The organism is Streptomyces sp. NPDC033174 (assembly GCF_055577795.1).
In genome coordinates, this window is sequence record NZ_JBVIPQ010000006.1 from 447,956 (window position 1) to 465,159 (window position 17,204).

Annotated in this window: 18 protein-coding genes and 1 pseudogene; 5 read left to right on the top strand and 14 right to left on the bottom strand. The window is 71.4% G+C overall.

Annotated features, from left to right (window positions below):
* Positions 1 to 17: 17 nt before the first annotated feature.
* Positions 18 to 851, bottom strand: a complete 834-nt coding sequence (locus ACZ5VC_RS21820) for a helix-turn-helix domain-containing protein (protein ID WP_469121675.1) — start codon at positions 849 to 851, stop codon at positions 18 to 20.
* On the bottom strand, positions 848 to 1,342 hold the full coding sequence (locus ACZ5VC_RS21825) for a DUF6879 family protein (RefSeq protein WP_469121676.1): 495 nt from the start codon (positions 1,340 to 1,342) through the stop codon (positions 848 to 850). The genes ACZ5VC_RS21820 and ACZ5VC_RS21825 overlap by 4 nt, the downstream gene beginning before the upstream one ends.
* A 351-nt stretch (positions 1,343 to 1,693) precedes the next feature.
* Here ACZ5VC_RS21825 and ACZ5VC_RS21830 point away from each other — a divergent pair, with 351 nt between their 5' ends.
* On the top strand, positions 1,694 to 2,683 hold the full coding sequence (locus ACZ5VC_RS21830) for an aldo/keto reductase (protein WP_469121677.1): 990 nt from the start codon (positions 1,694 to 1,696) through the stop codon (positions 2,681 to 2,683).
* Between the two features lie 84 nt (positions 2,684 to 2,767).
* Here the strand turns inward: ACZ5VC_RS21830 and ACZ5VC_RS21835 are convergent.
* A pseudogene (locus tag ACZ5VC_RS21835) lies at positions 2,768 to 2,916 on the bottom strand (aldo/keto reductase); the annotation flags it as partial.
* A 129-nt stretch (positions 2,917 to 3,045) separates the two neighbouring features.
* On the opposite strand from ACZ5VC_RS21835, the gene ACZ5VC_RS21840 reads away from it, so the two are divergent.
* Positions 3,046 to 3,120 carry a 50S ribosomal protein bL37 gene (locus tag ACZ5VC_RS21840; RefSeq protein ID WP_372460710.1) on the top strand — a complete coding sequence of 25 codons (75 nt, stop codon included), beginning with the start codon at positions 3,046 to 3,048 and terminating at the stop codon, positions 3,118 to 3,120.
* A 71-nt stretch (positions 3,121 to 3,191) separates the two neighbouring features.
* Here the strand turns inward: ACZ5VC_RS21840 and ACZ5VC_RS21845 are convergent, their stop codons facing one another.
* Positions 3,192 to 3,752 carry a MarR family winged helix-turn-helix transcriptional regulator gene (locus ACZ5VC_RS21845; protein ID WP_469121678.1) on the bottom strand — a complete coding sequence of 187 codons (561 nt, stop codon included), beginning with the start codon at positions 3,750 to 3,752 and terminating at the stop codon, positions 3,192 to 3,194.
* Positions 3,753 to 3,793: 41 nt separating this feature from the next.
* On the opposite strand from ACZ5VC_RS21845, the gene ACZ5VC_RS21850 reads away from it, so the two are divergent.
* Positions 3,794 to 4,264: a carboxymuconolactone decarboxylase family protein gene (locus ACZ5VC_RS21850; protein ID WP_469121679.1), complete on the top strand. Its 471-nt coding sequence runs from the start codon at positions 3,794 to 3,796 to the stop codon at positions 4,262 to 4,264.
* On the opposite strand, the gene ACZ5VC_RS21855 is transcribed toward ACZ5VC_RS21850, so the two are convergent.
* Both ACZ5VC_RS21855 and ACZ5VC_RS21860 read right to left on the bottom strand, forming a co-directional pair.
* Positions 4,248 to 4,967, bottom strand: a complete 720-nt coding sequence (locus ACZ5VC_RS21855; RefSeq protein ID WP_469121680.1) for a GDSL-type esterase/lipase family protein — start codon at positions 4,965 to 4,967, stop codon at positions 4,248 to 4,250. The genes ACZ5VC_RS21850 and ACZ5VC_RS21855 overlap by 17 nt on opposite strands.
* Before the next feature lie 68 nt (positions 4,968 to 5,035).
* Positions 5,036 to 5,590 (bottom strand): GNAT family N-acetyltransferase, encoded by a 555-nt coding sequence (locus tag ACZ5VC_RS21860; RefSeq protein WP_469121681.1) that lies wholly within the window; start codon positions 5,588 to 5,590, stop codon positions 5,036 to 5,038.
* Positions 5,591 to 5,698: 108 nt separating this feature from the next.
* On the opposite strand from ACZ5VC_RS21860, the gene ACZ5VC_RS21865 reads away from it, so the two are divergent.
* Positions 5,699 to 6,673 carry an SdiA-regulated/phytase-like domain-containing protein gene (locus tag ACZ5VC_RS21865; protein WP_469121682.1) on the top strand — a complete coding sequence of 325 codons (975 nt, stop codon included), beginning with the start codon at positions 5,699 to 5,701 and terminating at the stop codon, positions 6,671 to 6,673.
* Between the two features lie 13 nt (positions 6,674 to 6,686).
* Here the strand turns inward: ACZ5VC_RS21865 and ACZ5VC_RS21870 are convergent, their stop codons facing one another.
* From ACZ5VC_RS21870 to ACZ5VC_RS21905, 8 genes are all read right to left on the bottom strand, one after another.
* On the bottom strand, positions 6,687 to 7,343 hold the full coding sequence (locus tag ACZ5VC_RS21870; RefSeq protein WP_468711977.1) for a DUF4360 domain-containing protein: 657 nt from the start codon (positions 7,341 to 7,343) through the stop codon (positions 6,687 to 6,689).
* A 257-nt stretch (positions 7,344 to 7,600) separates the two neighbouring features.
* A complete protein-coding gene (serC, locus tag ACZ5VC_RS21875; protein ID WP_469121683.1) occupies positions 7,601 to 8,719 on the bottom strand; it encodes a phosphoserine transaminase in 1,119 nt (372 codons plus the stop codon).
* Positions 8,720 to 8,813: 94 nt separating this feature from the next.
* The gene (locus tag ACZ5VC_RS21880) at positions 8,814 to 10,055 is read right to left on the bottom strand and encodes a cytochrome P450 family protein (protein ID WP_469121684.1); all 1,242 of its coding nucleotides are present in this window, start codon (positions 10,053 to 10,055) and stop codon (positions 8,814 to 8,816) included.
* 84 nt (positions 10,056 to 10,139) lie between these two features.
* Entirely contained in the window at positions 10,140 to 11,351 is a 1,212-nt protein-coding gene (locus ACZ5VC_RS21885) for a cytochrome P450 (RefSeq protein ID WP_469121685.1), read from the bottom strand.
* Positions 11,348 to 11,962 carry a GTP-binding protein gene (locus ACZ5VC_RS21890; RefSeq protein WP_469121686.1) on the bottom strand — a complete coding sequence of 205 codons (615 nt, stop codon included), beginning with the start codon at positions 11,960 to 11,962 and terminating at the stop codon, positions 11,348 to 11,350. The genes ACZ5VC_RS21885 and ACZ5VC_RS21890 overlap by 4 nt, the downstream gene beginning before the upstream one ends.
* Positions 11,943 to 12,311, bottom strand: a complete 369-nt coding sequence (locus ACZ5VC_RS21895; protein ID WP_469121742.1) for a DUF742 domain-containing protein — start codon at positions 12,309 to 12,311, stop codon at positions 11,943 to 11,945. Before ACZ5VC_RS21895 ends, ACZ5VC_RS21890 begins: the two co-directional genes overlap by 20 nt.
* 5 nt (positions 12,312 to 12,316) lie before the next feature.
* Positions 12,317 to 12,730, bottom strand: coding sequence for a roadblock/LC7 domain-containing protein (locus tag ACZ5VC_RS21900; protein ID WP_469121687.1), 414 nt, complete (start codon positions 12,728 to 12,730; stop codon positions 12,317 to 12,319).
* Positions 12,727 to 14,181, bottom strand: a complete 1,455-nt coding sequence (locus ACZ5VC_RS21905; protein WP_469121688.1) for a sensor histidine kinase — start codon at positions 14,179 to 14,181, stop codon at positions 12,727 to 12,729. Before ACZ5VC_RS21905 ends, ACZ5VC_RS21900 begins: the two co-directional genes overlap by 4 nt.
* A 202-nt stretch (positions 14,182 to 14,383) precedes the next feature.
* Here ACZ5VC_RS21905 and ACZ5VC_RS21910 point away from each other — a divergent pair, with 202 nt between their 5' ends.
* Positions 14,384 to 17,203, top strand: coding sequence for an FAD-binding and (Fe-S)-binding domain-containing protein (locus tag ACZ5VC_RS21910; RefSeq protein WP_469121689.1), 2,820 nt, complete (start codon positions 14,384 to 14,386; stop codon positions 17,201 to 17,203).
* Position 17,204: the final 1 nt, after the last annotated feature.

Consider the following 17,204-nt stretch of genomic DNA (forward strand, 5'->3'; position numbering starts at 1 on the left):
CGCGTAGTCGACTGAAGTCATGCACGGCAAGCAGCGGACCACTCGGCGAGCCGTGCCCGAAGGTCTTCGCCGAAGAGGGCGTGCTCCTCGTACCCGGCGAATTCCTTCAGATACGCCTGAACGTCTCGGCCGTCGCGGAGTACGAGACTTCCCGCTGTCGTCTCGATGGTGACCAACGCGGCGTCGTAGATGGTGAACGTGCTCAGAGGGGTTCGGGGCGTCGGTGCCCCTACGGGGATCACCCCGATCTGAACGTTCGGGAGGTAGGACAGGGACGCCAGCCGGTCCATCTGCTCGGCCAGTGCCAGTGGGGAGACGACCGGCCAGCGAACCGCCTGTTCGGTCAGAACGAACGTGAACCGCTTCGAGGCGTCGTAGAGGACGGCTTGCCGTCCCAGCTTCCCCGCTATGGCCTTGCTCGTGTCGGCCGTCGAGTGAGCCAGACTCGCCCGTACGTACTCCGGTGTTGCGAGCAGGCCAGTGACCATCGAGAGCAGGAAGTACCGCATCTGCGTGGAGGAAGCTTCAAGGGACTTCAACTCGGCCTGTCTCGTACCGAGCCCCTTGCGCCGAAGTTCTCGGAGGTTCCGCCACTCGGTGTTCGCCATCCTGGCGAGGGCGGACACCTCCGCGACCAGCTCCGACGGAGCGTCCAGCGCTCGCAAGATCTGTTCGACATCGACCAGGGACGGCCGTGTCCTGCCGTTCTCGATGCGAGACACCTTCGACTGGGACATGTTGCAGCGCGCTGCGAGCCGGTCCCCTGAGAGGCCGGCTCGCTTGCGCAAGTCCCGAAGTAGAGACACGAGTTCGGTACCGGACTCGCCAAGCTGCTCAGCTTCGAACGTCACTCCGTCACGCGCTCCGCGTACTCCAGGAAGGGAACCGACTCGGCAACGGCGATGCGCTGCCACTCGGTGAAAGGCGCAGGGTCACCCTCGTACAGCTCCCGGCTGATCTGCGTGCCGTCACCCTCGTAGTGCATCAGGACGACCGTCGAGCGGTCGAACATCCAGAAGTCCCCGACTTCCGGCAACGGGTTCTCTCGCTCGGTCACGTCAAGGATGCGGATGTCCTCCCCGGCGAGCACGTGCGGGGCGTAGTACCGCGAGAACTCGAAGCGCAGGTACTCGGAGAGCGGTCGGGTCAGGACGTGCACTCGCCCCTTGCTCTTGCCCTCGCCGCGCAACCGCTTCAGGTCTTCCGTGTACGCGGACGAGTAGCCGTGCGGGTCGACGCGCTTGCCCGCCCGGAAGGCTTCGAGCTCTTCCGCCTCCTGCGGTACGAGGTACTGGGGCAGGGCCTCCAGCCGCCACGCCTCCGACTGGAAGCCCCGGAGCATCGCCCGCCAACGCTCTCGGGGATCTCCACGAGCCCTTCCCCCTGCGGGGGCGTGAAGACGTCGGACACGTCGCCCTGAACCACGATGGAGCCGGAAGCGGTGCGGTAGACGTTCGGGCAGTCGTCCTCTCCGCACGTGCCGTTGCCGTTGCCGGTGAGCCGAGTCGTCCTTCGCGTGCCATGCGGAACCCCCTTGACTTGTCGGCCCGGCCGGGCCGCCCTGGGACGACCGTACGGGGGCCGCTCGCGGCCGTCCATGCACTGACGTGACTCATGCACGTTGTCGCATAAATGGGCGGCTGAGTGGTCGGCTCTTGCTTGGAGTGGGCTCGAAGCAGTTGGCTTGTGCCTCATGAAGTACACGCAGCTCGGACGCACCGGACTCAAGGTCAGCCGACTCGTCCTCGGCACGATGAACTTCGGCCCGCAGACAGACGAAGCGACAAGTCACGGCATCCTGGATGCCGCGCTCGACGCAGGTCTGAACTTCGTGGACACGGCCAACGTGTATGGGTGGGGTGAGAACAAGGGCCGCACCGAGGAGATCATCGGGACGTGGTTCGCCCAGGGCGGTGGCCGGCGGGAGAAGACGGTCCTCGCCACCAAGGTCTACGGCTCCATGTCACGTGAGGGTGAGAGCTGGCCCAACGAGGACCGGCTGTCGGCGTTGAACATCCGCCGGGCCGTCGACGCCAGCCTCAAGCGGCTGCGGACGGACTACATCGACCTGTACCAGTTCCACCACATCGACCGCCGCACTCCCTTCGAGGAGATCTGGCAGGCCGTCGACGTGCTGATCCAGCAGGGGAAGGTTCTGTACGCGGGCTCCTCCAACTTCCCCGGATACAAGATCGCCCAGGCCAACGAGACCGCCGCCCGGCGCGGTTTGGTTGGCCTGGTCAGTGAGCAATGCCTGTACAACCTCTACGAGCGGCGCGCGGAGATGGAGGTGATCCCGGCGGCGCAGGAGTACGGGCTCGGGGTCATCCCCTGGTCGCCCCTCCATGGCGGCCTCCTCGGCGGCGTACTGAAGAAGGAGACCGAGGGCAAGCGCCGCACCGAGGGACGCGCGGCGGAAACGCTCGCCGACCCGACCGCACGGGCGAAGTTTCAGACGTACGAGGACCTGCTCGACAAGCACGGCCTGGAGCCGGGCGAGGTCGGGCTGGCATGGCTGCTGACCCGGCCCGGCGTCACCGGCCCGATCGTCGGCCCGCGCACGGTGGAGCAGTTGGAGAGCGCGTTGCGCGCCCTGGAGCTGGAGCTGAGTGACGAAGTCCTGACTGGTCTGGACCAGATCTTCCCCGGCCCGGGGCCGTCACCGGAAGCCTTTGCCTGGTGATCGAGTAGCGCCTGGTAAGCACGGCCGTCGCCCGCTCAGATGGGCGGCGGCCACAGTGTCACTCGGGCGTCAAAGTGCCCGCTTGGCCGTGTCGAAGAAGTGGACGCCGCGCCGAGCGCGGCGTCCATGATCGCGTGACTGCCGGCTTCGTCGGTCTGCGGTCCGAAGTTCATTGTGCCGAGGACGAGTCGGCTGACCTTGAGTCCGGTGCGTCCGAGCTGCGTGTACTTCATGGGGTCCAAGACAACGCCTTCGAGCGCACTCGAGGCAAGGGGGTTACGGCGTCAGCTGATGCGGCCCCGGGAGCCCCGACCTAGACTGGCCGGGCCATGGAAGAACCCCCGAACAGGGAGACGCACACCATGTCGAAGCGAGGCAACAAGCGGCGCGCCCGGAAGAAGAAGGGCGCCAACCACGGCAAGCGGCCCAACACCTGAGCCGCGCCGGTTCCTTGAGCGCCCCGGACCTTCCGGTCCGGGGCGCTCGTCCGTGGTCGCGGCCCGGTCCGTCAGGCGCCGCCGAGCCAGCTCGTCGCGTCGAGGCGGTAGGCGGTCTCGGGCGGGACGACGGTACGGAGCGCGTCCTCGATCTCGCGGACGCGGCCCGCGCCGAGCGCGGCCGCCCACTCCGCGTACAGCTCGTCGAAGATCGCGGAGGAGCGGACGAGGGCGTCCCGGCCGCGCGCGGTGAGCCGGACGAGTTTGCGGCGGGCGTCGGTGGGGTCGTCGGCGCGCTCGGCGTAGCCCAGGGCGACCAGCCGGTCGGCGGTCTTGCCGGCGGCCTGCTTGGAGACGCCGAGCCGGCGCCCGATGTCGCTCGCGGTCGCGCCGGCGGGTCCGCCGGCCGCGATGGCCTGCATGGCGAAGCCGTGGGCGGGGCGGGCGTCCGGGTGGCCCTGGCGGGCGAGTTCGGCGTGGAGCCGGTCGATGAGGGTGCGGAACCCGGCGAAGAGGAGCAGGGGCAACTCGAAGCCCCGGCCCTCGGGACCGGCCTCGGCATCGGTCTCAGGAAACCCCTTGCCCAGATCGACAACCTGGTTTACTTTTTCGTCATCGACTTCGTCAACCATGTTGTCCATTCTAGTGCGCCCCGACCGTCACAGGAGATGCCTTGTTCGTCGACCACACCCACGAGACCGCCCCCGCCGCCTCCCGCCGCTCCATGGAGGCCGTGACCAAGAACCTCGGCCACCTTCCCCAGGCGGTCGCCCGCATGGCCGCCTCGCCGCACGTCCTGGACGGCTTTCTGAAGATGAGCGCGCTCTTCGAGCAGACGACGCTCGACCCGCACGCCCGGGAGACCGTCATCCTGACCGTCGCCACCCGCAATCAGTGCCACATCTGCATCGACATGCACCAGGCCAAGCTCGCCAAGCTGGGCCCGGCCGACAGCGATGAACGGCTCGAAGCCGTACGGCACTTCACCCACCAGGTCATCGCGTCCTCCGGAGCCGTCAGCGACGAGGAGCTCGAGCGGTTCTTCGCCCACGGCTTCACGCGACAGAACGCGCTGGAAGTGGTGCTGGGCATCGGCGCCTACACGCTGTCCACCCTGGCGAACCGGCTCACCCGGTCGGCGTGAGCCGGGCCGCCGGCCCGTCGGCCACCGCGCTGTAGGGGGAGCCCAGTCCCCACGCCTGGTGCATCGCGCCCGCGAACGCCGCCGCGAGTTTGTGCTCCCCCGACGGGCCCGGGTGCGTGCCGTCGTAGGTGTCCGTGTGGATGTCGTACGCCTCGGGGCGCGACGCCAGCAGCAGTGGGGAGGCCGCGGTGTCGAGGTCGGCGACGGCCTTCGCGAGAAGTTCGTTGAAGCGGTCGCACTCGGCCGCGAACGGGGCGTCGGACTCGGCCCGCACATTGGGGATGACGGGCAACAGGACAGCCCGTACACGCGGGTTCGCGGCGCGCGCGGCGGCGATGAAACGGCGGGCGTTCAGGGCGGTTTGGGCGCTGTCCGTGTAGAAACCCAGATCGATCAGGCCCAGCGATATCAGCAGCACGTCCGCGCCGGCCGCCGTCACCGCCTCGCCGATCAGCGGAGCCATGTGCAGCCAGCCCTCGCCCCAGCCCGCCAAGTGTCTGCGGGCCGGGGCGGGGAAGGCGGGATCGGCGTACGCGTGGGACAGCGGCGCGTCGGCGGCCGTGTCGTACAGCTCGGTGCGGGGACCGACGATCTCGTACGGGCCGTCGAAGGACGTGCCGAGGTGCTGCCACATCCGATAGCGCCAGGTGAAGTCGCCGGCGCGTCCGATGGTCATGGAGTCGCCGACGAACATGAAACGCATGCGGTCATCATGACGGACCGCGTGTCGGGGCTGCGACGTGATCCCCGACACCACGAGGGCGGCGCCGGTCAGCGCGGCCACTCCTCCCGGGTGACGGCGTACTCGACCTCGCCCTGGTCCGAGCCGTCGATCACGTCGGCCCAGTCCCCGAAGTACGTCCGCACGAACGTGAGACCGGACTTCTCCATCACCCGGCGGGAGCGGGAGTTGACCGTCATCGTGTTGGCGGTCACGCGCTCGACGCCCAGGGTGGTGAAGCCCTTGTGGATCAGGGCGCGGGAGCCCTCGGTGGCGTATCCGCGTCCCCAGGCCGCCCGGTTGAGGCGGTAGCCGAGCTCCACGACCGCCGGGCTGTCGTCCTGGAGCGGGCGGAACTCGAACCACCCGAGGAATGTGCCCGAAACCCGCTCCTCGGCGGCCCAGTAGCCGCACGTGCCCAGCGCCGGATACGTACGGCGCAGCCGGGGCAGGACGCGGGACTCGACCTCCTCGCGGGGTGTCGGCCGGCCTCCGTTGATGAAGCGCATCACCTCGGGGTCCCCGTCGAGGGCCACCAGATGGTCCACATCGGCGTCGGTGAAGGCCCGCAGGGCCAGGCGGTCGGCCTCCAGGAAGATCGGCATGCGCCGATGGTGCCGGGGACGCGGGGCCGGCGCCAACGGAATTGCCGGGTTCGCGGGCCGGGCCGGTGAGGCCGCGGGACGCCGGACCGCACATGGCACGCTTGGGTCATGCGATCGCTTCCGTACGTCACCGGTGCCGCGGCCCTCGTGCTGCTCGGCGCGCTGCCCGCCGCCGCCGACGACAACGTCGACCGCTTCACGATCAAGGACGCGAGGATCACCGAGTCCAGCGGCCTGGTGGCCAGCCGCGCCCACCCCGGCGTCTACTGGACGCACAACGACCAGGACGCGCCGCTCATCTACGGCATCGACTCCAGGACCGGCGAGACGGTCGCGACGCTCACCATGAAGGGCGTCGGCAAGCCCCGCGACATGGAGGCGATCTCCCTCGGCCCCGACGGCGACCTCTACGTGGGCGACATCGGCGACAACCTTGACGGTTCCTGGGACCACGTCTGGATCTACCGCTTCCCGGAGCCCAAGGAGCTGAAGGACCAGACGGTGCAGGCCCGTCAGTACGACGTGAAGTACGCGGACGGCGCCCGCAACGCGGAGGCGCTGATGGTCCATCCCAAGACCGGCCGTGTCTACATCGCCAGCAAGAACGAGGACGGCGGCGGGCTGTACGAGGGCCCGGCGCGGCTCTCCTCGTCCGGCGCGAACGTCTTCCGGCGCGTCGGCGAGATCCCGTGGGTCACGGACGGCGCCTTCTCCCCCGACGGGAACGAACTGACCCTGCGCGGCTACCTCAGCGCCCGTGCCTACGCCTGGAAGGGCGGACGTCTCGGCGCCGACCACGCCGTGCGGGCGCCGTTCCAGGGACAGGCGGAGTCGGTGACGTACACGACTGACGGGTCGGCGCTGATGTTCGGCTCCGAGGGACGGCAGAGCGAAGTCGTCCGCGTGGAGGTGGAGGAGAAGTCGGGCGGCGCGCCGCCGGCCTCCCGCCCGCCGGGCCAGGCCGACAAGCCCGCGGCCGCGGACGACGGCGGATCGCGGGGCAACTTCGCCCTCGGTGCCGTCGTCCTCGGCCTCGCCACCGCGCTGGTGGTCGGCTTCAAGCGGTTGCTCCGCCGGGGCTGACCCGGGAGCCGGTCTACGCCGGGCACTCCTTCCAGGCCAGCCGGTAGACGGTGTTGATCTCACCGTCCGTCGAGTCCATGGTGATGAAGCTGTTCGCCCTCGCCGGATCGGACGTTCCGGCGTTGACCCGCAGCTCGGTGTTGATGTTGAAGTTCCGCTTCACCCCGCAAGGCGCCCACACCAGTTGGCCCCATTCGGTCGTGTCGGTGGCCTGCCAGTTGTTCTCGTACGGGCCGCTGAAGGGGTGGTTTCTGACCGCGGTGTCCGGCGACCCCTGGAAGTAGTACGAGGCCTTCTGGACGGCGTTGGCGCCGCGGGCCAGGTGCGCGAAGCCGCGGTAGTCGGCGCTGGCGACGGCGTAGGTGAAGCCCTGGGGCACATGGACGATCAGGTTGAGCTGGCAGTTCTTGCGGAAGTCGGTCGGCTTGGAGCCGGGGCCCACCTGGGCGAGGTACTCGCTGTAGGTGACGGTGAAGGCGGTGTTGTCGGGTGCCACGGCGACGGCGGCGGTGCCGGCCGGGCAGCCCGAGCCGTTCACGGTGGCGATCTCGATGACGATCCTGTCGGGCGGTGCGACGATCCGCTCGGTCGCGGAGGACGAGGGCAGGGCGACGAGCGTGGAGGCGAGGGCCACGGTGGTGGCGGCGCCTGTGAGCAGTGCACCGGGCATGATGCTCCGATCGGTGGGTGTCGGTGGCCTTGAAGGACGTGTGGGGAGTCCAGCCGAGCAACATGTTCACGATTCGTCGGTTGAGACATGAACATGTCAATGTTGGCGGTCCGGGCAGGTGCGGCGCACCGGATCGCCAGTGATGCTAGGGACCGCGGGGCACCTCGGACAGCGCGGTTATCGGCCGCACCCAGGACGACCGAAAGGGGCCCCGCGCACCTGGTGCGCGGGGCCCCTCTCCATGCGGTCGTAATCGGTTACAGCTTCTCGATCACATAGTCGACGCAGGCCGTCAGCGCCTCGACGTCCGACGGGTCGATCGCCGGGAACATCGCGATGCGCAGCTGGTTGCGGCCCAGCTTGCGGTACGGCTCGGTGTCCACGATGCCGTTGGCGCGCAGGGTCTTGGCGATCGCCGACGCGTCGATGTCGTCCGCGAAGTCGATCGTGCCGATGACCTGCGAGCGCTTCGCCGGGTCGGTGACGAACGGGCTCGCGTACTTGGACTCCTCGGCCCAGGTGTACAGGCGCGACGACGAGTCGGCCGTCCGCGCGGTCGACCAGTCGAGGCCGCCCTGGCCGTTGATCCACTTCAGCTGCTCGTTCAGCAGGAAGAGGGTCGAGAGCGCAGGTGTGTTGTACGTCTGGTTCTTGAGGGAGTTGTCGATCGCCGTCGGGAGGCTGAAGAACTCCGGGATGTGCCGGCCGGACGCGTGGATCCGGGCCGCGCGCTCCAGGGCCGCCGGGGAGAACGCGGCGAGCCACAGGCCGCCGTCCGAGGCGAAGGACTTCTGCGGGGCGAAGTAGTAGACGTCGGTCTCGGTGATGTCGACCGGCAGGCCGCCCGCGCCGGAGGTCGCGTCCACCAGCACCAGCGCGCCCTCGTCGGCGCCCTGGACCCGCTTCAGCGGGGCGGCGACACCGGTCGAGGTCTCGTTGTGCGTGTACGCGTAGACGTCGACGCCCGCCTCCGCCTTCGGCTCCGGGTGGGTGCCCGGCTCCGAGGAGATGACGGTCGGGTCCGCCAGCCAGGGGGCCAGCTTCGCGGCCTTGGCGAACTTCGAGGAGAACTCGCCGAAGGTCAGGTGCTGGGACTTCGACTCGATCAGCCCGTGGGTCGCGATGTCCCAGAAGGCGGTGGAGCCGCCGTTGCCCAGGATCACCTCGTAGCCCTCGGGCAGCGAGAAGAGGTCACGCACTCCGGCACGTACCTCGCCGACCAGGTTCTTGACCGGGGCCTGGCGGTGGGACGTGCCGAGGAGGGAGGTGCCCGTGGCGGCCAGGGCGTCCAGCGCCTCCGTACGCACCTTGGAGGGGCCCGCGCCGAAACGGCCGTCGGCGGGCTTGATGTCAGCGGGAATCTGGATCTCAGCCACGAGGCGGAGCGTAGTCGGTTCCGACAGGTGCCGGCCGTCCCTGTCCGGCGGATGAGACGAGGAAGTGAGACGGCCGGCGTCGTCCGGGAGGGGATCAGCGCAGGTGAACGGGCAGGTCGCGGAGATCGTTCTGGGTGACGACCGGCTTGTGACGCAGCTCCGACCGGGGGACGGCGAGGGTGAGCTCGGGGAAGCGGGCGTACAGCGCGGGCAGCGCCACCCCGGCCTCTAGACGGGACAGGGCCGCGCCCGGGCAGACGTGCGGGCCGTGACCGAAGGAGATGTGCCGGTGGGCCGAGGTGCGGATGATGTCGAACTCCCCGGCCGTCGGGCCGTGCGCCCGCTCGTCGCGGCCGATCGCGCCGTACGACACGATCAGGGCCTCGCCCTTCGGCAGCACGGTGTCGCCGACCGGGACGTCCTCGGTGGCGAAGCGGATCAGGACGTGCGAGGTGGGCGTGGAGTGGCGCAGGGTCTCCTCGACCACCGCGTCCCAGCCGGCCTGCCCCGACCGTACGAGAGCGAGCTGCTCCGGATGGGTGGACAGGTTCACCACCGCGTTGACGATCAGCGAGATCGTCGTCTCGTGGCCGGCGGCGACCATCAGCTGGAGCGTGGCGACGATCTCCTCGTCGGTGAGGCGGTCACCGTCCTCGGAGGCGAGGATCAGCGCGCTGGTCAGGTCGTCGCCGGGCTCCGCGCGGCGGGCCGCGACGACCTTGCCCATGATCCCGGCCAGCTCGCCGAGTGTGGCGACGACCTCCTCCGGAGGTGTCTGGGTGGAGAAGAACCTGTCGAAGAGCACCTTCAGGCGGGGGTGGTCGGCCTCGTCGATGCCCATGAGGTCACTGATGACGTACATGGGCAGCGGGTACGCGAACTCCGCCTTGAGGTCCACCGTCTCGCCGGGGCCGTGGACGGTGAGCGCGTCCAGCAGTCCCTCCGTCAGCTCGGTGATCCGCTCCCGCATCCGCTCCACCCGGCGGGGCGTGAGCGCCTGCGCCACCAGGGTGCGCAGCCGGTGGTGGTCCTCGCCGTCGACGGTGAGCATGGAGCGGCCGGGGTTGGCGAGCCCGATGAGCGGCCAGTCGGGGGCTATCTCGCCGCGCTGCCAGGCGCCCCACACGTTGATGTCCTTGACCAGCCGCTTGTCGGTGAGGAGGGCGCGGGCCTCGGCGTGACGGGTGACGGCGTAGCACGGCACACCGCCGGGCAGTTCGACCCTGGCCAGCGGGCCCGCGGCGCGCAGGGCGGCGCTCTCGGCGTCGAAGTCGGTGACGAAGGGGTCGAGGGCGATCATGGACTCCGCGGCGGGTGTGGGCTCTGTGGTGGTCATGGAGTGCCTCCGGTGGCAGGGGTCTCGGTACGGCGCCGGCGCGGGCGGCGGCGGGCGCGGGGGCCGTCCCGGCGGCGCGCCGGGTCACCGCGCGGCGACGGGCGTGAATCTCACCGGCAGTTCCGTCAGGCCGCGCAGCCACGGCGACGGGCGGCGGGTCAGGGACTCGGCCGGTACGGCGAGGTCGACGTCGGGCAGCCGGTCGAGCAGCACCTCGATGCCGGTCCGGGCGATGACCTCGGCGATCTCCTGGGCGGGGAAGGGGCAGCGGTGTTCGCCGTGCCCGAAGGAGAAGAAGGCGCTGTTGCCGCCGGTGAGGGCCGAGTTGTCGATGTGCACCTGCGGGTCGGCGTTGGCGGCGCCGATGCCGAGCAGCAGCAGATCGCCGGCCTTGATGTGCTGTCCGCCGAGCCGGGTGTCGCGCGCGGCCCAGCGCCCGGCGACGTTCTGGGTGGGGGTGTCGGCCCACAGCACTTCGTTCATGGCCTCGCCGACGCTGTGCCGGCCGCCGGAGAGCGAGGCGGCGAACCGGTCGTCCGTGAGCATCAGCCGCAGCGAGTTGCCGATCCAGTCGGCGGTCGGCTGGTGGCCGGCCGCCATCATCACCATCAGGTCCTGGGCGATCTCGTCGACGCCGAAGCCGGAGGTGTCGGCGAGCATCCGGGAGACGACGTCGGGGCCGGGCTCGGTCTGCTTGGCCGCGAGGAGCGCGTACATCGACTCCGCGAGGTGCTTCTGGCCGGCGAGCGCGTCCTCACGGCCGTCGATCATCCGGTTCATCGCGGTGACCAGACCGGGACCCTCGTCGTCGGGGAAGCCGTAGATCCTCGCCAGGACGCGTACCGGCAGCAGCATGGCGTACCGCGCGATGATCTCGGTCTCGCCCCTGGCGCTGAAGCCGTCGATGAGCGCGTCCGCGAACGCCTCGGCATGGCGGCGCAGTTCGAAGGGGTCGACGGCTTCGAGGGCGTGCCCGATCATGGCCGCGCGCTGTCGGTGGCGTTCGCCGACCGTGTAGAGGACCGACGCCTGCTTCCGGCCGATCATCGGCAGCAGGGGCCAGTCCTCGGGGATGCGCTCCCACTGGTTCCACAGGTCGGAGTCGCGGCTGAACAGGACCGGGTCGCTGGTGACCTGGTGCAGCTCGCGGTAGTCGAGGACCAGCCACGCCGGTACGTCCCCGTCGAGGACGACCGGGGCGACGGCTCCGTGATCGCGGCGCATCTCCCGGTAGAGCCCGGCGGGGTCGCTCTGGAAACGCGGCCCGGACAGGGGGACGGGGGCGGCGGTGGTCATCGGGTCTCCCGGGCGGGGGCGAAGAGCGTGCGCAGATGCTCGACGAGGGTGATCAGGACGTACTTGCTGGAGGACCGGTCCCGGGCGTCGCACTCGACGAGCGGGACGTCGTCTGCGAGGTCGAGCGCCTCACGGATCTGCTCCTCGGTGTGGAGCGGGCCGCCGAAGTCGTTGCAGGCGACGATGAACGGGGTGCCGTGGTGTTCCAGGCGGTCGATCGCGTACCAGGAGTCCGCGAGGCGGCGGGTGTCGACGAGGACGACCGCGCCGAGGGTGCCGGAGAACAGCCGGTCCCACAGGAACCAGAAGCGCTCCTGCCCGGGGGCGCCGAAGAGGTACAGGACGTTGTGCGCGTCCAGGGTGATCCGCCCGAAGTCGAAGGCGACGGTGGTGGCGGACTTGGAGTTCACATGGGCGATGTCGTCGACCGTCTCACCGGCCCGGGTCATCGTCTCCTCGGTGTTCAGCGGGCGGATCTCGCTGACCGAGCGGACGAGGGTGGTCTTGCCGACGCCGAATCCGCCGACGACGACGATCTTGAGGCCGTTGTCCGCGGTGGTGCGCAGTGGCGGCCGTGCGGTGTCAGCGATGTCAGAGGTTGCGGAGTCCAACGAGCACCTGCTCCAGGATGTCGGGGTCGGGGAGGTGGTGGCCCGTGCGGGCGGTCCGGGGATGACGGGCGCCGATCCGGCCCGTACCGAGCAGGTCGGACAGCAGGACGCGCACGATGCCGACCGGCAGGGCCAGTTCGGCGGCGATCTCCACGACCGCGGTGGGGCGGCCGCACATCCGCAGGATCGCCGCGTGCTCGGACTGCATTCCGGGCGCCGGCTCCGACTCGGCGACCACCAGGGTCACCAGATCGAACGGGGTGTCCGGGCCCGAGCGGGTGCGCCCGCCGGTCAGCGTGTAGAGCCGGTCGGGGGACTCGTCCCGGGGGCCTTGGTGGCCCTTGGGCAAGCCGCTCACGGCGTACGGGGCTCGGCGCTGAGGTGCTCGCCGAGCTGCTCGACGAGTTCGCTCATGTTGTGGCCGACCAGGCCGACGTCGGAGTCCTCGTCGGCGACGACCGCGAGGTGGGCACCGTCCCCGGCCTCGACGATGAGCAGGATGCCGCCGTAGAACTCGGCCATCGCGGACCGTACGCCGCCGGTGCCGTCGCCGAACTCCACGGACGCGCCGTGCGAGAGGCTCTGGATGCCGGCGGAGATCGCGGCCAGCTGGTCGGCCTGGTCGACGGAGAGCTCCGGCGTGCGGCACAGCTTGAGGCCGTCCCGGGACAGGACGAGCGCGTGGCGGGCGCCGGGGGTCCGCTGGAGGAGGTTCTCCAGCAGCCAGTGGAGCTTGTCGTCGGTGGTGGTGCCGCTGGTGCTGCTCATCGGGGGGAGGTGCCTTCCGTGGGGATGTTCCGTACCGCTTGGCGGAAGCTGCTGAAACGGGCCGCGCGGGCCTTCGCGTCCCGCGTCTCGACGGGCGCGGCGCCGGATGTCCGTACGGCGCCGGTGCGGGAGCCGGTGTCCGGGTCCTCCGCGGGGTGGGCGGCGGCGAGGGTACGGCCGCGGCGGCGCTTGGGCAGGCCGCTCTCGCCCAGTTCGACGGTCTCCGCCGGGGCGGGGGCTTCCCCGGAGCGCTCGTGGGTCCCGGGGTCCGGCGCGGCGCTCAGGGTGCGGGCGGTCTCCGGTTCCGTGAGGGCCCGTGGTGTGCGCGAGATCAGCTCCTGCGGGAGCATGACCAGGGCGCCCGTGCCGCCGCGCGCCGACGGCCGGAACGAGACGGTCAGTCCGTGCTTGTGGGCGAGCCGGCCCACGACCGCGAGTCCCAGGCGGGTGCCGGAGAGGCCGGAGAGGTCCGACTGACCTGCTCCGACGGCCCGTTCGGCGCGGCGCAGCTGCACCTCGCTCATGACGAGCCCGCTGTCCTCGATGGTGATGACGACGCCCGCCGGGACCTCTTCGACGTACACATGCACTTCGGCGGTGGGCGGCGAGAAGTTCGCAGCGTTGTCGAGGAGTTCGGCGAGGGCGTGCATGACCCCCTCGGCCGCGTGGCCGGCGATGGCGACCTCGCTGGTGGAGTGGAGCCGGACGCGCTGGTAACCGCCGATGCGGCCCATGGCGCCGCGCAGGATCGATTCCATGACGATCGGCTTCGCCCAGCGGCGGCCGGACCGGGCCCCCGTCAGGACGGCGAGGGAGTCGGCGAGGCGGCCCGCCTGGGCAGTGCGGTGGTCGAGGTGGAGGAGGTCGGTGAGCACGTCCTCGTCGCTGTGCCGGTGCTCCATGTCGCGGAGGTCGGCGAGCATGCTGGTGGCGAGGGCCTGCATCCGGCCGGCCGCGTTGGCGCAGGCGGCCACGGCGGCGGCGCGCAGCGACTCGGCGCGTGCGGCCCGCGCGGCTGCCGCGGCGGTCTCGGCCCGGGCCTCGTCGATCGCCACGGCGGCCGCTGCCTTCGCCTCGGCGGTGGCGCGGGCCCCTTCGGCGCGGGCTTCGGCGACGGCCTGGGCGGCGTTCGCCCTGGCCTCGGCGGTGGCGAGGGACGCGGCCTCGGTGGCGCGGGCGGTCTCGGCGGTCGCGCGGGCGGTCTCGGCGGTGGCGTACTGGGCCTGGGAGAGCAGCGCGGTGTTGTGCCGGCGCAGCCGCCGGGTGCTCTCCAGGGCGTACGCGGTGGTCGTCGCGGCGGCCGTCAGGAGCACGGCGGCGGCCCCGAGGCCCCAGGCGAGGGCGGTCCGCGCGGCGTCGGGAGCGACGGACACCGCGCCCGCGCAGAGGAAGCCGGTGACGGCCGCCGAGATCAGCAGGACCGGCCAGACCGGCCGGAGGGAGGGGCGCAAATCGTCCGTCCTCTGGGGTGGAGTCGGGGGGTGAGGTGTCAGCCGAGCCGTCGATTCACGATCAATTCGTGGTCACTATAGGAGAGTTGACGATCAGTTTGGGAAGGTCTTGTGGCCTTTTTCGACAGGCGAGAACACGACACGGACGGTGCGCCGGGTCGTCCGCGAGCCGCCCCGCCCGGCCCGTTGGCATCCTTGCCCCATGGCTGAACAGCGCGAGGTCGAGCGAGCACTGAGGGCCGCCGTGCGCGGTGAAGTGGACTTCGGCGCCGCCGCGCGGGCCCTGGTGACCATGGACGCCTCCAACTACCGGCGCGTGCCCCTCGGCGTCGTCGCTCCGCGCGACGCGGACGACGTGGCCGCGGTGCTGGCCGTCTGCCGCGACCACGGCGTCCCCGTCGTGCCGCGCGGCGGCGGCACCTCCATCGCCGGTCAGGCCACCGGCACCGGCGTCGTCCTCGACCTCACCCGCCACCTGACCTCCGTCCTGGAGCTGGACCCGGAGTCACGCACGGCGGTCGTCCAGCCCGGGGTCGTCCTGGACACGCTGCGCGCGGCGGCCCGCCCGCACGGCCTCACCTTCGGCCCCGACCCCTCCACCCACAGCCGCTGCACCCTCGGCGGCATGATCGGCAACAACGCCTGCGGCGCGCACTCCGTGGCCTGGGGGACGACCGCCGACAACATCGCCGCGCTGACGGTCCACACCTACGGCGGTGCGGCGCACCGGCTCGGACAGGGCTGGTCGGGCGCTCCCGACGGCCTGCGCGAGCTGGTGGACTCCCATCTCGCCCTGCTGCGCACCGGCTTCCCCACCGGCCTGCCCCGCCGGATCTCCGGATACGCCCTCGACGCACTCCTCCCCGAGCAGGGCCCCGACGGTCCCGACCTCGCCCGCGCCTTCTGCGGCAGCGAGGGCACCTGGGGCGTCGTCACCGAGGCCGTCGTCCGCCTCGTCGAAGCACCGCCCGCCCGCGCCCTCGCCGTCCTCGGGTACGCCGACGAGAGCGCCGCCGCACAGGCCGCCCCCGGGCTGCTCCCCCACCGCCCGCTGACCGTCGAGGGCATGGCGAGGGACCTGGTCCCCGACCCGGGCGCCCTGCCGCGCGGCGGCGCCTGGCTGTTCGCCGAAACGGGCGGCTCCGCTCCCTCGGAGGCGCGGGCGCGGGCCGCCGCGCTCGTACGCGCCGTCTCCTTCGACACCGTGGACGGCACGGTCGTCTCCGATCCCGCCGGGCAGCGGGCGCTCTGGCGGATCAGGGAGGACGCGGCGGGCACGGCGACCCGGATGCCCGACGGCACCGAAGCCTGGCCGGGGTGGGAGGACTGCGCGGTGCCGCCGGCCCGGCTGGGACCGTACCTGCGAGAATTCCGGGCGCTGTTGGCGCGGTACGGGCTGCGCGGGACGCCGTACGGGCACTTCGGCGACGGCTGCATCCACGTCCGGATCGACTTCGATCTGCTGAGCCGGCAGGGCGTGGGGCGGTTCCGCTCCTTCTCGCACGACCTGGCGGACCTGGTCGTCTCCCACGGCGGATCGCTCTCCGGGGAACACGGGGACGGGCAGGCGCGGGCGGAGCTGCTGCCGAAGATGTACGGGCCGGAGATGGTCGGCCTCTTCGCCCGGGCCAAGGACGTCTGGGACCCGGCGGGCGGCATGAACCCCGGAATGCTGGTCCGCCCGCACCGGCTGGACGAGAACCTGCGCTTAGAGGTGCTGCCCCGCGCGCACATCGGCACCGCCTTCGCCTACCCGCAGGACGGCGGCGACTTCACGGCGGCCGTACGCCGGTGCGTCGGAGTCGCCAAATGCCGTGTGACGGACGGAGGTCCGAGCGCCCAGGTCATGTGCCCGTCGTTCCGCGCGACGGGCGAGGAACAGCACTCGACGCGGGGCCGGGCGCGGCTGCTGCACGAGATGCTCGCGGGCGAGATCGTCACGGACGGCTGGCGCTCGCGGGAGGTACGGGAGGCGCTGGACCTCTGCCTGGCCTGCAAGGGCTGCCGCAGCGACTGCCCGGTGGGCGTCGACATGGCCACGTACAAGGCGGAGTTCCTCCACCACCACTACACGGGCCGGCGCCGGCCGGCGTCCCACTACTCGATGGGCCGCCTCCCGCGGTGGCTGCGGGCGGCGGCGCCCTTCGCGGGGCTGCTGAACGCGGCGGCGGGCGTGGGCACGCTCGCGTCCCTGGGCAAACGGGTGGCAGGGGTCGCGCGGGAGAGGGAGATCCCGCGCCTGGCACGGGAGACGTTCACCGCGTGGTGGAAGCGGAACGGCCACCCGGGCGCCTCGCTCGTCCTGTGGCCGGACACCTTCACCGAGTTCCTCTCGCCCTCGGTGGGCCGTGCGGCCGTGACGGTGCTCGGCGCCGCGGGCCTCGGCGTCCGGCTGCCGCCCGGACGGGTCTGCTGCGGCCTGACGTATGTCTCCACCGGTCAACTCGACCGCGCCCGCCGGGTCATGGGCCGCACCCTCGGCACGATGGAGCCACTCCTGGACACCGGCGTACCGGTCACCGTCCTGGAACCGAGCTGCGCGGCGACCCTGAAGACGGACCTCCCGGCCCTCCTGCCCGACGACCCCCGGGCCGCCCGCCTCGCGGCGTCCGTCCGCACCTTCGCCCAGACCCTGGAGGAGTACGCCCCGGAGTGGACGCCGCCCCGCGTCGACCGCCCCGTCGCCGGCCAGACCCACTGCCACCAGCACGCGGTCCTCGGCGTCGAGGCGGAACGCCGGCTGCGCGAACGGGCGGGCCTGGTCGGCGACCTGAGCGGCGGCTGCTGCGGCCTGGCGGGCGACTTCGGCTTCGAGCGGGGTCACTACGACGTCTCGGTGGCCTGTGCCGAGGACCGGCTGCTCCCCTCGGTCCGCGAGGCCCCGGCCGGCACGGAACTCCTGGCGGACGGCTTCTCCTGCCGCACGCAGCTGGGGCAGTTGGGCGGCTACGCGGCACGGCATCTGGCCGAGGTCCTGGCGGAAGGCCTGGAGCGGGAGCAGCGGAAGGGAACGGCGGGGTGAC